The following is a 14,310-nucleotide window of genomic DNA, read 5'->3' on the forward strand; positions in this document are numbered from 1 at the left end:
CAGGCGCGCGGACAATGTCAATAGCCCGCCCGGATCGCGTTAAAAACCGCCGAAGCCCTGGGGCTCCGGCGGCATACGATCAATTCTCCTCCGCGTAAAACGTCCTTTTTTCAAAGTCCTCCGCGCGAAGAGGCTGCGAATAGACGAAGCCCTGCACGGCGTCGCAGTGAATCCTTCGCAGGAACTGCACCTGCGACGCCGTCTCCACGCCCTCCGATACGGTGGTCATGCCGAGCCTGTGCGCCAGATCGACGACGGAGCGGACCACTTCCTCGCCGCGCGGGTCGTCCTCCTTCGTGAAGAACGCACGGTCCAGCTTGAGGGTATCGACCTGCACCTCGCGTAGCACGTTGAGGGAGGAATAGCCGCTGCCAAAGTCGTCCATGGAGCAGCGGAAGCCCATCTCGTGAATTTCACTTACCACCTGTTTCAGGTACTCCATATTTTCAAACAGCAGCGTCTCGGTCAGTTCGATCTCGAGCAGGCTTTCAGGCACGCCGTAGCGCTGCTGCACGTCCTTGTACTTTTGCAGGAAATGAGGCACCTGAAAGTGCGCGCGGGACATGTTGACCGAGACGGGCACGGGCGTGAGCCCCGCGTCCATCCACCGGCGCAGCAGCTTCAAAACCTCCTCGAACACGTACAGGTCCATCTTGCGGATGAAGCCGTTTCGCTCGAAGAAGGGGATGAATTCGTCCGGCGGAACGAGCCCGCGGACGGGGTCCTGCCAGCGCACCAGCGCCTCCGCGCCGATCGTCTTCCCGCTCTCGAGCGATACCTTGGGCTGCAGGTAGACGACAAATTCGCCGTTCTCCAGCGCCTGCTCCATGTTGTTTTCCATGTCCATCTCGTGCAGCTGGCGGACGCGCTCCATGTCGTCATAGAAAACGCACCGGCAAAGCGCGTGCGTCGCCTCCGCCTTGTTCTTCTTGCGGGCGGCGTTCGCGTAATCGCGGATGGTAACCACGTCCGCGGCGGGGGCGTCCACGATGTAGACGCCGCAGTCGATGGGCAGGTAATAGGGCGCCTCTGTCTGGTCGTTATAGCGGTTGATCTCCTGCGCGATCGCCTCCAGCCGACGGACGATCAGCGCGGGGTCCGTCGTACGCATCACGATGTTGAACGTATCGCCGCTGATGCGGGCGGCGAATTCGTCCGCGTTCAGGTTTGCCGCGATGCACGCGTGCGCGTGCCGCAGCACGCGGTCGCCCTCCCGGCTCCCAAACGATGAATTGACCAGCTTGAACCTGCGCAGGTCGGCCGAGATGAACGCGTAAGGCTCAAAGCGCTCCGCCTGTTCGCGCAGCGCAAGCGCAAAGCGGGCGGCGGTGAAGCCGCCCGTCACCGGATCTTCATACGCGATTCGGGTAATCGCGCGGTTCTTGCGCGCGGTCATGAACAGCACGCCCGCGATTACCAGCAGGAACAGCGCCGAAATGAAGATGCTGGCCATCATCGAAAAGCCCGCGAAGCGCTGCATCTCGTCGGCGTAGACCGCCGTGGGAACGACGGAGAGCAGGTACCACTTGCCTTCGTTGACCGGCACGTAGTTCATCGTCTCGTGCACGCTGCCGTCAAACGTGTACTCCAGGTAGCCGCCGCGCCCCTCCCGCATGGCCGCCTCCATCGCCTCGATGGAATCGCCCGCGTCCAGCTTGCCGCGCAGCCGCAGGCTTTCAAACAGGTTGTCCCCGCCCAGGATCGCGTTGGCGTTACTGGAACGCAAAATGAAGTCGCCCGACCTGTTGACGATGTGGGAGAATCCTTCGCCGCCGAACGTCTCGATGCCCAGCAGCCGCTCCTCCACGATCTTCGGCTCGCCCCATACGACGAGCGCCCCCACGACCTCGTCCGCCTCGCGATAGGGCACGGCGTACAGGATGCAGTCGCCCACGCCCGGGCAGTAGCTGAGCGCCTCGTCCACGGCGGACACGCCCGAAAGCGCCTGCCGCACGGCGCCGCGCCCGCCCAGGTCGAGCGCCTCGCCCTCCCGCGTCACAAGCCGTCCCCCGCCGTCCGTGATTCCACCCCAATGGAACGGATAACGCGAAATCATGCGCTCGAGGTACGCCGGACCAAACGCCTCAGCCTCCGAAAAAAAGGAAAGGTTGTCGCTGATCGATTCCAGCGTGCTGAGGTTGGCGCTCATGCGCAGGGTCAACCGGCTGGAGACCTGCTCGGATACCTCCGCAAGGTACCGGCGCGTCTGATTTTGAATCACGCTGTCCCCGCGATGGACCATCGCGTAGCACAGCGCGCACACCACCAGCGCGATGGAAAGCAGCGCCGCCGCGAGCGCCGCGATCCCCTTGCCGTTGAGCAAGCTTTCTTTCCTGTTCATGGTCTTTCTCTTTCTTTGCCTCCCGCGCGGACGCAGCGCAAAGAGACGGTATACTTCTCAACATTATAGCAAGGCGCCCGGTTTATCTCAAGGGGGGAATCCGTTCCCCGCCCTGCAAAAAAACGTCCTGCCCCCAAAATAGCTTCCTTAACAAACAGCATCGAAATGTTTTCGAATCGTGTAAACGTCCATTGCCTTTACCAGGTCATTCATGACAGCGGGCGTCCGTTCGTCCAAGTCCAGAAACGAATGAAACCCGCCCTCGATATTCGCTGCGGATAATCTCGTTCATTTCTTCCGGCGTTTCTCTACACCCATCCGCAAGCCATTTTTTCACAATCGCATTCAACCCGCTTCTGAAAAATTCGATATGATATTCAATATGCTGGTTGTCAAAATGCTGTTTTGCCTGATGAATGTCGTAGTACTTGAGCTTGAACTGATTGTCATAGCCGAGTTTAAAGTAAGTGCAGTAGACCAGTTGGTTTTCTTTGATATGGCGAAACAGCTTAAGATAATCATTGCTGTTAAAGCTCTGCGTTGTTTCTGTTTCGTAAAGCAAATCCACCTCTCTTTCCAAGTCTTCTCCTACTTTGTCTGCGAGTTCATAAATATCTGCATAGTTAGCGTAAAAGGTGCTGCGGTTTAATTCGCACCGTTTACAAATATCTGAAACTGTTATTTCATGGAGTTCCTTTGTTTGCAGCAATTCAATGAAGACCTTTTTTATACGCTCGATCGATTCACGCCGCCGCCGATTATTCTTCGTGTTCATGATTGTCCTCTTCTATTATTCCAACACTTGTGTGCAAATTGATGATTGCTTCTGCTTTTTCAGACAATTATACTAAACTCACATAGAAACAACCACTGTTGTTTCAAAGATAATGGAGGCGTTTTTACAATGAAGAAAAGCAGTTTTGTCGCGATGGTATTAGGAACGGTCAGCGGGGTTTTATTTGCTCTCGGAATGTGTATGGCTCTGATCGCAGAGTGGGAAGCGTTTAAGCCGGGAATTGTATTCGGGTGCGTCGGCCTTCTTCTTGGGCTTGCTACGCTGGTTGCATGGCGGAAAATGGAGCACAAAGCGCCCATTCAACTTTCGGGCAAAACGATCCTTGCGGTTCTCGTCGGCGTCGTCGGCGCTTTAGCGTTAGGCGTTGGAATGTGTTTCAGCATGGTTTGGGGAAAGATGATTCAGGGCATTGTAATCGGCCTGATTGGGATTGCCGTTCTGCTCTGCTTAGTTCCCCTGACGAAAGGCATTAAGGAATGAGCTGTGATAGGCCGTCTGCCCGCTATATGAGGCAGGAGCATATTGAGGTCAGGCGAACGGCTATCCCTCACGTGGGGGCGCATGATGATTAAATTGGCCCCTCGTAGCATGACCTTTGCGCAGAAAAGCATGATCGGCTCCGGCGGGTACGCGCCCCAGGGTGCGTCGCTGTGGGATATATCTTCTGTCCTCACGCCCGAGTTCCCTCTTTGTGAGATGGAAAAGACAATCCAAACGGCGGCCGATCCACGCCGCGCCTTGAATGCCATGATCGAGTTTGACGTATGGGGATAAAGCAAAAAATATTGAGGAAAATTGAAACCGCTGAAACGTGGAAGCGTATAAGGAACGATCCACGATACAAAATTGTATTGTCCGCGGCTCTCGGCTTCTCTGTCAATTTGCTGTACGCGCTCTATCATGGGGCACTTGGTATTGTCCACCGGTCCCTATGGTTTATCACCCTGTGTGCCTACTATGCCCTTTTAGGCACCCTACGCTTTTCAGCCGTCCTATGCGAATGGAAACGTAATTCTACGGGTTCTTTAGACACAGAGTATTTTGTGATGAGGCTGTCCGGCATATTGCTTGCTGTATTAAGCTTTGTTTTGACGTGGGTCATCTACATAAGCTTGGCGGAAAATATCGCAGCAAAATATGATCCCGTGATGATGATTACCATTGCCGCCTACACATTCTATAAAATTACAATGGCAATCATACGCGCAGTAAAGCAGCGAAAAAATCCTTCGCCCTTGCTCACGGCGATTCGCACCATTGGTTATGCGGACGTAGCAGCGTCTGTTTTAACCCTGCAGCGGTCTATGCTTGCTTCCTTTGGGAGCATAAGCGATTTCGGCGCGCGTATTATGAATATTTTAACAGGGGCTGCTGTCTGCTCATTCGTGTTGACGCTTGGCGTCACGACAGCAAAAAAAGGAATAGAAAGAAAAGGGGTGTAGTTATGGCAAAACCCCATTTAGGAATAGCTTCGGGCCGGCTCCTTGCGGCGGAATCGCTCATGCGTGTACGCCCATGGTGAGGGCCCGCAAACCATCCAAGGCGCTTCCCGTAAATACAAAAAGGGCGCAGCCGCGGAGCATTTCCTTCCGCCGCTGCGCCCTTAGGCTTCTTTTTTATTCCCAGGCCGGGATGTAGACGCCCTTGTACACCGTGTCGAACAGCTCGCGCACGGCGTCGGAGTGGTAGACCTCCGCGATGCGCTTGAAGGCCGGCTCGTCCTTGCGGTCGGCGCGCGCGGCGATCACGTTGATGATGCCGTGCATGTCGGGATTGTTCGGGTCGTACTGCTCCATGTAGAGCGCCTCGTCGTTCGTGAGCCCCGCGTCCTTGGCATGCGTGCCGTTGAGGAACGCGATGGCGATGGAGGGATCGCTCATGGCGGAGGCGGTCAGCGCCGCTTCCATCTCCATGAACTGAAGGTTCATCGGGTTCTCCTCGATGTCCGCGACGGTCGCCAGCTCCGTCATGTCGGCCTTGAGCTTGATAAGCCCGGCCGCCTCCATCATGCGCAGCGCGCGCGCCTCGTTGACGACGTCGTTCATGATGGCCACGCCGTCGCCTTCCTTGATCTCCTCCATCGAAGCGTACTTCTTAGAGTAGATGCACAGCGGGGCGATCAGCGTGTCGCAGACGGAAACCAGCTCCACGCCGTGCTCCTTGGACCAGTTGTCCATGAAGTTGTAGTGCTGAAACGCGTTCAGGTCCACGTCGCCGTTCGCGAGTGCCTCGTTGGGGATGATGTAGTCCGAGAACTTCACCAGCTCGATTTCGATACCCTCTTCCTTCAGCGTGGGGATGATGACCTGCTCCCACTGTTCGTTGTTCTCGCCCACGACGCCGACCTTGACCTTGGTGACGTCTCCTGCCAGGCAGGACACGGACGCAAGGCACAGGACGAGCGCGAGCAGCGCCGCAAAAATCCGTTTCATGGGGAATTCCTCCTTCTCGATTGGGGCTATATCAGGAATGCGCCTTGGCGCAGCACCTGCGTGTAATAAGAAGACGGCGGCGCGAGCGTTTTTATTGCAGCCGCTTCGTCAGCAGGTTGCCCACGGACTGAATCAGCGTCACCAGGATCAGCAGCACGATGACCGTCACGATCGTCACGTCCGTCTGAAAGCGCTGAAAGCCGTAGCGGATGGCGTAGTCGCCCAGTCCGCCGCCGCCCACGACGCCCGCCATCGCGGACAGGGCGATCAGGTTGATGATCGTGATGGTCGCGCCGCGGATCATGCCGCCCAGCCCCTCGCGCAGGTACACGCGAAAGACGATCTCCCAGGGGCCGGAGCCCATGGCCTGCGCCGCCTCGATGACGCCCTTGTCCACCTCGCACAGCGCGCTGTGAATCTGGCGCGAGAAGAACGGAATGGTGCCGATGACCAGCGGGAACATCGCGCCCTTCGTGCCGATGGAGGTGCCCATCACGATGCGCGTCAGCGGCAGCAGCAGGGCGATGAGGATGACGAACGGAATGGAGCGGAAGACATTGATGACCTTGTCCAGCACGGAATGGACGAAGCGGTTTTCCATGATGCCGCCCGGCGCCGTCACCACCAGCACCACGCCGAAGAAGACGCCGAACACCGCGCTCCAAAGCGCGCTGACGCCGACCATTTGAAGCGTTTGAAAGAACGCCTTTGTGAGCTCCGGAAACGTCTTTACGACGTTGGGGATGATCCCCTGCAAAAACTCATACACGAGAGAGCACCTCCACGCGGCTCGCGGCCTTGCCGAATGCGTCCAGCGCGCTGGAAACAGCCTCCGGCTCGCCGCGGAATACGACGATCATCGTGCCAAACGGCGTGCCCAGCAGCATTTCCACGTTGCCGAAGATGATGCTGATGTCCACCCCATACGTGCGCGAAAGGCGCGAGACGACGGCCTGCCCGGTGCTGTCGCCGGAGCAGTCGTAGCGCACGACGATGTCCCCGGGCAGAAGCCCCAACAGCTCCGGCTCCGCGCGCACCATTTCCTCCATGCCCGCGATGTTGGTCGTCGTGCGGATGAAGCGCCGGGTGATGGGCATCTTCGGGTTGGCGAACACGTCGTAGATGCCGCCCTCCTCGACCACGCGGCCGTCCTCCATGACCGCCACGCGCGTGCAGACCTCCTTGACGACGGCCATCTCGTGCGTGATGAGCACGATGGTGAGCCCAAGGCTCTTGTTGAGATCGCGCAGCAGCCGCAGGATGTCCTGCGTCGTCTGCGGGTCCAGGGCGCTGGTCGCCTCGTCGCACAGCAGCACCTTGGGGTCGTTGGCGAGCGCGCGGGCGATGGCGACGCGCTGCTTCTGCCCGCCCGAAAGCTGCGAGGGGTAGGCGTGCTCCTTGTCCGAAAGGCCCACGATGGATAGCAGCTTCATGACCTTTTCGTGCTTTTCCGCCTTCGTGAGCTTCGCCCCGCGCAGGGGATAGGCGACGTTCTGATAGACCGTGCGCGACTTCATGAGGTTGAAGTGCTGAAAGATCATGCCGATCTTCCTTCTCGCCGCGCGCAGCTCCCTTTCCGAATACTTCGTCAGATCCTGCCCGTCCAGGATGACCTGGCCGGACGTGGGCCGCTCCAGCAGGTTGATGCAGCGCACCAGCGTGGACTTGCCCGCGCCGGAAAAGCCGATGATGCCGAAGATTTCGCCGTCCCCGATGGTCAGCGACACATCCCGGACTGCGTGCACGTTTTCCTCCCGCGCGCCGGTCTCAAACGTCTTGCAGACCTGGCGTAACTCGATCATACCGTCTATCCCCCACTTCAGCCCGCCTGCGCGGCAGGGCTTCCTTTAGATCGCATCGTTTCGGGTTATTATACTATAAAGTGAATGAAATTTCAATGAGCGTGCAAAACGATCGTGAAATTTACAGGAATTCGCCGCGGCGCGCCGAAGATTACATACCGGAAACCGGATAACCTTTCACGTAAGAAAGCGGGGTTTGATTTTCTATGATAGATTGGCTTACGCAGGCGCAGGCGCATTTTGCGGACATGCGGGCGCTCTTTGAGGACCTGCACCGTTATCCCGAGCCCTCGCACGAGGAGGTGCGCACCAATCAGCGCGTGCGCGAGGAGCTTTCAAAGGACGGCATCGAGCTTTGCTGCCCGCAGGACAACATCACCATCGCCGTCGTTCGCGGCGCGCGCCCCGGCAAAACCGTGGGGCTGCGCTTTGACACGGACGCCCTGCAGATGGAGGAGCTCTGCGACCTGCCCTACAAGTCGCAGCGCCCGGGGCTCATGCACGGCTGCGGCCACGACGCGCACACCGCCGTCGGCGTGTACGTCGCAAGGCTTCTGCATGCGCACCGCGACGCGCTCAGCGGCGTCTACAAGGTCATCTTTCAGCCCGCGGAAGAGGGCGAGCACGGCGCGCACGAGGTCGTCCAGACCGGGCTCGTGGACGACGTGGACGCCTTTTTCGGCCTACACGTGTGGAGCCTTTACGAGACCGGCACCCTGCACGCGACGCCGGGCGGCGTATGCGCGTGCCCGGACATGTTCAAGGTGACGCTTCGCGGACGGGGCGGCCATGGCGCGACGCCGGAGCTGTGCGTGGATGCGGTGGCGGCGGGCGCTGCGGTGGTGCAGTCGCTGCAGCACATCGCCTCGCGCTTCATCTCGCCCATGCAGAGCGTGGTGGTGACCGTCGGCTCCTTCCATGCGGGCACGCGCTGCAACATCATCGCAGGGGAGGCTGTGCTCGAGGGCACGCTGCGCGCGTTCGACGACGGCGTGCACGAGACGCTGCTCCAGACCTTCCGGCGCGTGATTGAAAATGTCGCCGCCGCGCACGGGTGCACGGCCGAAATCGAGATCAACGAGGTGACCGGCGTCGTCGCAAACGACGAGCGCCTCTGCCGCCTCGCGAACGAAGAAGCTGCGCGCCTCGTGCCCGCGGAAAAAATTCAGCCGCAGGCGCCCTCCATGCTGGGCGACGACTTCGCGGAGTACCGCAAGATCGCCCCCTGCTGCTACGTACAGGTGGGCATGAACGCCCCCGAAAAGGGCTGCTGCCACGCGCACCATCACGGGCTGTTCAAGGTGGATGAGGACGTGCTCCCCCTTTGCGCCGCCTGGCTCGCCGCCTGCGCGGAGCGCGCGGCTTCCAGCTTCCTCTGACAAAGACAAAGCGATGCCTTTCTTTTCAGGGAACAGGCATCGCTTTGCTGATTTCGGAAAAGGCCCGGCGATCTGGCGAGCTCTTTTACTGATTGAACAGATAAAAAGTGTTTCATATCATCAAAAATGCGACGTATTCTTGCTTGTTGGGATAATCCCAAATCCTTAACGATTAGAATTTGAATTACTCAACCGTAAAATCGGTCCATGGCATTTTATCATAGACCATCACGTCATGGGGTGTTGTCATACCCAGTTTTTTATAAAAACCGACAGCATTTTCGTTTGCACAAGTATACATGATGATATTGTCCTCTCCACCAGCCAATTCATGCAGCTTCTTCACAAGGGCTTTCCCGATGCCTTGACCTACATGTGTCCGGGCAACGCCTAAATCTGTAACAAAAAGCCAGTACGCGAAGTCCGTTATGCCAAAACACACGCCCACAATTCGATTCGTTCTGTCTCTTGCAACCAAACTGATGGATACTTTACTTACTAATGTATTGATCCGCAGTTCAAATCTTTCCTTGGGATATTGCGACCCTAAATCCGTTTCTCTCAAAAAATCTATGTATTCCGATGCTGTCAATCGTTCTTCTTTGATCGTATATTCCATTTCTTACCTCACCATATACAAACTTAAAAAATCATAACTTCAATCACAGGAAATTCGGGCACCAAAGCGTCAAAAATCAATGTGCTGTCAAGTGCCCAAGCTGGCAAAGAAGTCAGCATTTTCAATGGTTTTCACCATTTTATGATTTTGGATAGCTAAAAATAAATATTTTTTATCGTATCGCCTCGCCTGTTATCGCATTGATCCGGTGGCATATAGAATGCCTTATCAATTCGCCTTCGATATATTCGTTCTGCACCGTATAAGCAGCCCAAGCCGGCGTCAGCGCTTTCTCCATTCCTCCATTTTCGTCGTTAAGCGGCAGATATTCAAAATAAATCTGCTTGATTTGCGCATCCTTAACGTCATATTCATGATCCAGGTAATTTTCAAGGCGACGCAACATCTGATCGACGCTTATCACGGGCTGCGTGGACAAAGGTCCGCTTATCACAATAGAATTCTCGACCTTCAAATAAACGACGCCTGCCTGGTTGACAAGAAATTCCGCGTAGAAAGGCTGCGCCAGTTCATCTCCTCTGATTCTACCATTTAGCAGCGGAGATTCCGCGTTCGAATAAATTATATTTCCATCCCATATAAAGGCGTAAGAGAGCCTATAGGCGCCGCCCAAATCCAGAAAATCCGAATCCCCAAATTCCAAGAATTCATTGTCGGCAAGCAAATTCTGATAATTCACATCGAGGAAATCCTGCGCAAAGGAATAAGATTCGAGAAGAACGCAATCATATTCTATCCCGAGACCTTTCAAGGTGCATCTGCAAAGCTGGTCTGCCGCTTCTATATCCAAAAAGTCGAGAGACTCGCTATAGCCTGCGTCCTCCAGCGGCGATTTTTCCAGAGGCCACGCATAAACGCCTTTACGCATATTTTGAGCCTTGATCTCCGTCAGCAAATAGCCTAACAGTTCCGAATATCTTTCCCCCGCACCAGACATATACTCAATATATCCCGGAGAAACAATCATCCATCCTTCGTCATTTTTAAATGTGGTGATTTCTCCATCGCGCTTTTCGTCCTCCGGCTCTTCAAGGATGATGCCGTTCTTTTCTAAGAAAGAGGCGATTTTCTCAGAATTGAACGTTTGAGTTATGGCGCTATAAATAATGCATTTGCTTTCAGGCGGGTAAAACAGATGCTCGGGCACACTTATTTTCGCTTCCTCGGCAAAACCTGATGAGGGACAACATAACAGCAGCGGAATCAGAAAAAATGCGCACTTTAAGAGGACCCTTCGATTCATCGCCTTTCCCTCTCTTTCAAAATCATCGATCTCATCCTTTCAACCCACAAAAAAATTATATCACAATGAAAAAAATCCCACAATCTTCTTCCCAGCTTAAACTTTTTCCTTCTTCCAAAATCCAAATGCAGGGCCCGCATGTCTAACGGTTGACCGGTCAAAACAACAAAGGAAGCCGAAGGCCAGAGAAAAAAGGAGGCGCGCCATGACGAGCGACGAATTCGCACAGCGCATTACGGAGATGACGCAGCTGCTCTACCGGGTCAGCTATTCGCAGCTCCAAAGGGCATGCGACCGTGAAGACGCCGTGCAGGAATGCCTGCGCAAGGCATGGCAGCACCGGGGGCGCCTGCGGGACGAACGCTACATGCAAACCTGGGTGATCCGCATTCTCCTGAACGAATGCCGCAACATTTACAAGAAAAACCGGCGCGAGGTGCCGTCCGAGGACGTGCCCCCGCCGGCGCCCAAAGACAGCGGCGACATCGCGCTGCACGACGCGCTGCTGCGTCTGCCGGACAAACTGCGCATTCCGCTCCTGCTGTACTATATTGAAGGCTTTAAGGTGGACGAAGTGGCGGACATGCTCCGCCTGCCCACAGGAACCGTCAAGACGCGCATGACCCGGGGACGAAAGCAGCTGCGAGAGCTGCTCAGGGAAGAGGTGTTTGAGCCGTGAAGAAACGCAAAGAGCTGCAAAGCGTTTTCGGAAACGCCGATCCCGGCTTCGTGAACGCCGTAAACCGGACGCTTGAAACGATTAAAAGGGAAGAAGAGGAAAGGCATATGAAAAAATTCAGCACAGGGCTCGCGATTGCTATCGCCTGCATAATGCTCGCAACCGCGGCGCTCGCCGCGGCGAACCAGTGGGGCGTATTCGACTTTGTCGCCAACCGCTACAACATCAAGGTGCTCCCGCAGGCGCAGGACATCGTTCAAAGAGAATTTGCCGAAAATTCCGTGCAGGCCGGCGATGCGGTCTTCAGCGTCCGCGAGGCCGTCTTCGACGGGCAGCACACGTACATCGTGCTCGCGGTGAAGCCCGCGGACGATTCGGTCCTGCTGCTGGGCACGGACAGCATGCCGGCCGACATGGCCTCCGACCTGCTGGGCGAGGAGCGCGGCGAAGGGCTCACCATCCGCGACTGGGCCGCAAAGCACGGAAAGACGAAGCTCGTGCACACCAATGTGGGCGACAACGCGCTCGCGCAGGGAGAAGAGAGCATTGTAAGCAGCATCGACTTCATCACCGAAGAGGACGGTACGCTCGTCTACATGCTGAGCGGCGCGCGCCAGAGCGGAAAATCGAAGCTGGACGTGGAGCTGGTCTGCATCAGCGGCCTCTACGACGAGAACGAATCCCTGTCGCAGGAGAGCCTGGAGCGCGTCCCGCTGGCCTTCGAGCTTACGGCCTCCGCCGCCAACGACCGCGCGCAGAACGCCGAGCCCGCGACCTACGCGGACTGCGGCGTGCGCGTAGACCGCGTGACGCTGGAAGGCACGCCCATGGCCGTGTATTACGAGATCGAATACACCGTCGTGGACGAGGCGGCCTACGAGAAAACCGACGACGGCCTGTGGTTCGAGTTCCTCGATGAAAAAGGCGAGCGCCTGCCCGACGGCGCGACCGCGAGCGGCGAGGTCGCGGAGGTGGAGGGCTCCAACGGCAAGGTCCTCATGGAAAGAGGCTCGCTGGAGGCCATGGAGACGCTGCCCCGGCAGGTCACCCTGCGCGGCTACAACTGCTGGGAAAAAAACCGCTACGAGACGCATGTGTTTGAAATGAACTGAACATTCCCTTCGATTAAACGGACGTCGCCGGGCTGCTGTTTGCAGTCCGGCGACGTTTCCTGTCTTGTCAATCACACAGGCATTCGTTGTCGCTCAGCGCTTTTTTGAGAATCGACCTTTGATCGTCGCTCAATCCTCCAAAGGGCCGCATGCAGGCGCTCGAACAGATGCCCATCAGGCAAAGCGCCTCCTTTTCCGCAGCCATCAGCCCCAGCGACAGGAGGGTTTCAACCACTGCGTTTACCTGGCCCTGAATTTTCAGCGCCTCCCGCATACGCCCCGCTTGGAAGAGGCGATACATGGCAACGAATTTCTCGGCCATGAAGTTATAAGTGCTCCCGATGCCGCCGTCCGCTCCCATGCTGAGCCCTGCCAGAAACATCTCGTCCAGCCCATTCATGACCACCAGGTCGGAACGAATCCGCCGCATGCGTTCCAGCATGAAAAAATCGCTGCTGGTGTGCTTGACGCCCAGAAACCGGCCGTCCTCCAGCAGTGGACGCAGGTCTTCCACCGTCAGCCTGACGCCCGAATAGCCGGGGATATTGTAAATCAGAACCGGCCTTTTCGCCGCGTCCGCCAGCGTCAGATAGTAACGGCGGATTTCCTCCGCAGTAAAAGGATAATAGAACGGAGGCACGGAGCTGACGGCGTCCACGCCCAACCGTGCGGCATGGCGCGCCAGCTCCTCGGCCTGCGCCTGCGAGATACAGCCTACGTGGGCGATGACCGGCAGCGCATGGTTCACCTCGGCCATGACGGTCTCCAGGATTTCCATGCGCTGCGCGCCCGTGAGCAAAAACACCTCTGCCGTGCTGCCGCACACGTAAAAGCCATTCACACCCTTTTCCATGTTCATGCGCACCAGCCTGCGAAGCGCCGCTCGATCCACGTTTCCCCCCGCGTCAAAAGGCGTCATCAGCGCCGGATAGATCCCTTTAAATTCTGTCATCATGCCTTTTCCGGCCTACGGCCGGTTCTCTCCTTTCCCTCCCAGAGCAGCGTGCTGCCGGCCATGACCAGCGCAAGCGCCGCGTAAAGGGCCGCCCCGCCCCTGGCCTCTCCCAGAATCAGCAGCGACATAAGTGGCGCGAGGACCGGTTTGATGAAAAAGACGAGAGACGCCATGAAAGCGCCTGCCTTTTCCATCGCCTTAAAGTAGGACAAATAGCCCAGCCCGGTCACCACGACGCCCAGGAAGAGCAGAACGCCAACGCTCCGCACGTCAAGCGTTTGCACGCTGAGCGGGATTCCCGCGGCGGCGAGTACCAGGCCCAGCAGAGCCGTCCCGATGGAAAAGGAGAGCCCGATCTGTACAGAGGTTGGAATCCTGCCCAGCGCCCGCTTGCCGAGCACCGTAAAAAGGCTCATCGCCGCCGCTGCGAGGAACGCCAACAGCACAGACCAGACGTTCTCCGCCGCTGCGCCTCCCCCGCCAACGGCGACGCCCACCATGCACAGCGCAAGCGCCGCCGCCCGCCGCCGGGTCAGCCTCTCTTGCAGCAGCCACGCCGCGAACGCCGCGGTCATCACCGAATTGGCGGAGAAGATCACCGCTATCATCGCCGCCGAATTTGCGCTGAAAACAGCCGCCTGCAAAAAGCCCATGCTGATACAGACGCACAGAATGCCCCGCGCCGCCAGCCCCAGCAGGTCGCGGCAGCTCAGCGCAAGGCGCTGCTTTCTGATCGTGCGAACCGCCATCGGCAGCAGCAGGAGGCTGCCAATGAGGAAGCGGAGGAATGTCAGCGCCAGAGGATCGACTTGACCTGCCAGCAGCTTGCTGGCAGGCTCCATGGCCGCGAAGGCGACCGCGGTAAAGAGCACGTATAAGAAATTCTTTTTGTTCATGTTCCCTCGCTGCGCCCGCTTCTGCGCGCCTCTGC

The 14,310-nt window shown here is 57.3% G+C and carries 15 protein-coding genes; 6 read left to right on the plus strand and 9 right to left on the minus strand.

Annotated elements, in window-relative coordinates:
• Positions 1-79 precede the first annotated feature (79 nt).
• Both C1725_RS16715 and C1725_RS16720 read right to left on the minus strand, forming a co-directional pair.
• Positions 80-2,341 (minus strand): EAL domain-containing protein, encoded by a 2,262-nt coding sequence (locus C1725_RS16715; RefSeq protein WP_102412821.1) that lies wholly within the window; start codon positions 2,339-2,341, stop codon positions 80-82.
• Between the two features lie 205 nt (positions 2,342-2,546).
• The gene (locus tag C1725_RS16720) at positions 2,547-3,116 is read right to left on the minus strand and encodes a TetR/AcrR family transcriptional regulator C-terminal domain-containing protein (RefSeq protein WP_102412822.1); all 570 of its coding nucleotides are present in this window, start codon (positions 3,114-3,116) and stop codon (positions 2,547-2,549) included.
• Between the two features lie 129 nt (positions 3,117-3,245).
• On the opposite strand from C1725_RS16720, the gene C1725_RS16725 reads away from it, so the two are divergent.
• From C1725_RS16725 to C1725_RS16735, 3 genes are all read left to right on the plus strand, one after another.
• Entirely contained in the window at positions 3,246-3,617 is a 372-nt protein-coding gene (locus C1725_RS16725; protein WP_102412823.1) for a hypothetical protein, read from the plus strand.
• Between the two features lie 81 nt (positions 3,618-3,698).
• Positions 3,699-3,911, plus strand: a complete 213-nt coding sequence (locus C1725_RS16730; protein WP_346026775.1) for a hypothetical protein — start codon at positions 3,699-3,701, stop codon at positions 3,909-3,911.
• Entirely contained in the window at positions 3,902-4,579 is a 678-nt protein-coding gene (locus tag C1725_RS16735; protein WP_102412825.1) for a hypothetical protein, read from the plus strand. The genes C1725_RS16730 and C1725_RS16735 overlap by 10 nt, the downstream gene beginning before the upstream one ends.
• A gap of 174 nt (positions 4,580-4,753) precedes the next feature.
• On the opposite strand, the gene C1725_RS16740 is transcribed toward C1725_RS16735, so the two are convergent.
• The 3 genes from C1725_RS16740 to C1725_RS16750 form a co-directional block, all read right to left on the minus strand.
• Positions 4,754-5,569: a MetQ/NlpA family ABC transporter substrate-binding protein gene (locus C1725_RS16740; RefSeq protein ID WP_102412826.1), complete on the minus strand. Its 816-nt coding sequence runs from the start codon at positions 5,567-5,569 to the stop codon at positions 4,754-4,756.
• A 91-nt stretch (positions 5,570-5,660) separates the two neighbouring features.
• The gene (locus C1725_RS16745) at positions 5,661-6,338 is read right to left on the minus strand and encodes a methionine ABC transporter permease (RefSeq protein ID WP_346026776.1); all 678 of its coding nucleotides are present in this window, start codon (positions 6,336-6,338) and stop codon (positions 5,661-5,663) included.
• Complete coding sequence (locus C1725_RS16750; protein ID WP_102412827.1) at positions 6,331-7,371, minus strand: ATP-binding cassette domain-containing protein; 1,041 nt, start codon at positions 7,369-7,371, stop codon at positions 6,331-6,333. Before C1725_RS16750 ends, C1725_RS16745 begins: the two co-directional genes overlap by 8 nt.
• Positions 7,372-7,577: 206 nt before the next feature.
• On the opposite strand from C1725_RS16750, the gene C1725_RS16755 reads away from it, so the two are divergent.
• On the plus strand, positions 7,578-8,750 hold the full coding sequence (locus C1725_RS16755; RefSeq protein ID WP_102412828.1) for an amidohydrolase: 1,173 nt from the start codon (positions 7,578-7,580) through the stop codon (positions 8,748-8,750).
• A gap of 184 nt (positions 8,751-8,934) precedes the next feature.
• Here the strand turns inward: C1725_RS16755 and C1725_RS16760 are convergent, their stop codons facing one another.
• Together C1725_RS16760 and C1725_RS16765 are read right to left on the minus strand one after the other, a co-directional pair.
• Positions 8,935-9,369: a GNAT family N-acetyltransferase gene (locus tag C1725_RS16760; RefSeq protein ID WP_102412829.1), complete on the minus strand. Its 435-nt coding sequence runs from the start codon at positions 9,367-9,369 to the stop codon at positions 8,935-8,937.
• A 172-nt stretch (positions 9,370-9,541) separates the two neighbouring features.
• Complete coding sequence (locus C1725_RS16765) at positions 9,542-10,633, minus strand: hypothetical protein (protein WP_102412830.1); 1,092 nt, start codon at positions 10,631-10,633, stop codon at positions 9,542-9,544.
• A gap of 205 nt (positions 10,634-10,838) precedes the next feature.
• On the opposite strand from C1725_RS16765, the gene C1725_RS16770 reads away from it, so the two are divergent.
• Together C1725_RS16770 and C1725_RS16775 are read left to right on the plus strand one after the other, a co-directional pair.
• Complete coding sequence (locus tag C1725_RS16770) at positions 10,839-11,312, plus strand: sigma-70 family RNA polymerase sigma factor (protein WP_102412831.1); 474 nt, start codon at positions 10,839-10,841, stop codon at positions 11,310-11,312.
• The gene (locus tag C1725_RS16775) at positions 11,309-12,424 is read left to right on the plus strand and encodes a hypothetical protein (protein WP_102412832.1); all 1,116 of its coding nucleotides are present in this window, start codon (positions 11,309-11,311) and stop codon (positions 12,422-12,424) included. Before C1725_RS16770 ends, C1725_RS16775 begins: the two co-directional genes overlap by 4 nt.
• Positions 12,425-12,491: 67 nt before the next feature.
• Here C1725_RS16775 and C1725_RS16780 read toward each other — a convergent pair whose 3' ends face one another.
• Positions 12,492-13,379: an N-acetylneuraminate lyase gene (locus C1725_RS16780; RefSeq protein ID WP_102412833.1), complete on the minus strand. Its 888-nt coding sequence runs from the start codon at positions 13,377-13,379 to the stop codon at positions 12,492-12,494.
• Positions 13,376-14,275 (minus strand): EamA family transporter, encoded by a 900-nt coding sequence (locus tag C1725_RS16785; RefSeq protein WP_102412834.1) that lies wholly within the window; start codon positions 14,273-14,275, stop codon positions 13,376-13,378. The genes C1725_RS16780 and C1725_RS16785 overlap by 4 nt, the downstream gene beginning before the upstream one ends.
• Positions 14,276-14,310: the final 35 nt, after the last annotated feature.

Source organism: Beduinella massiliensis (genome assembly GCF_900199405.1).
In the GTDB taxonomy this organism is placed as follows: domain Bacteria; phylum Bacillota; class Clostridia; order Christensenellales; family Aristaeellaceae; genus Beduinella; species Beduinella massiliensis.

Coding starts and splice junctions, on each gene's coding strand:
- C1725_RS16740 (WP_102412826.1), bottom strand. CDS start 5,569: ATGAAACGGATTTTTGCGGCGCTGCTCGCGCTCGTCCTGTGCCTTGCG.
- C1725_RS16755 (WP_102412828.1), top strand. CDS start 7,578: ATGATAGATTGGCTTACGCAGGCGCAGGCGCATTTTGCGGACATGCGG.
- C1725_RS16750 (WP_102412827.1), bottom strand. CDS start 7,371: ATGATCGAGTTACGCCAGGTCTGCAAGACGTTTGAGACCGGCGCGCGG.
- C1725_RS16770 (WP_102412831.1), top strand. CDS start 10,839: ATGACGAGCGACGAATTCGCACAGCGCATTACGGAGATGACGCAGCTG.
- C1725_RS16765 (WP_102412830.1), bottom strand. CDS start 10,633: ATGAATCGAAGGGTCCTCTTAAAGTGCGCATTTTTTCTGATTCCGCTG.
- C1725_RS16725 (WP_102412823.1), top strand. CDS start 3,246: ATGAAGAAAAGCAGTTTTGTCGCGATGGTATTAGGAACGGTCAGCGGG.
- C1725_RS16730 (WP_346026775.1), top strand. CDS start 3,699: ATGATGATTAAATTGGCCCCTCGTAGCATGACCTTTGCGCAGAAAAGC.
- C1725_RS16720 (WP_102412822.1), bottom strand. CDS start 3,116: ATGAACACGAAGAATAATCGGCGGCGGCGTGAATCGATCGAGCGTATA.
- C1725_RS16780 (WP_102412833.1), bottom strand. CDS start 13,379: ATGATGACAGAATTTAAAGGGATCTATCCGGCGCTGATGACGCCTTTT.
- C1725_RS16715 (WP_102412821.1), bottom strand. CDS start 2,341: ATGAACAGGAAAGAAAGCTTGCTCAACGGCAAGGGGATCGCGGCGCTC.
- C1725_RS16735 (WP_102412825.1), top strand. CDS start 3,902: ATGGGGATAAAGCAAAAAATATTGAGGAAAATTGAAACCGCTGAAACG.
- C1725_RS16785 (WP_102412834.1), bottom strand. CDS start 14,275: ATGAACAAAAAGAATTTCTTATACGTGCTCTTTACCGCGGTCGCCTTC.
- C1725_RS16760 (WP_102412829.1), bottom strand. CDS start 9,369: ATGGAATATACGATCAAAGAAGAACGATTGACAGCATCGGAATACATA.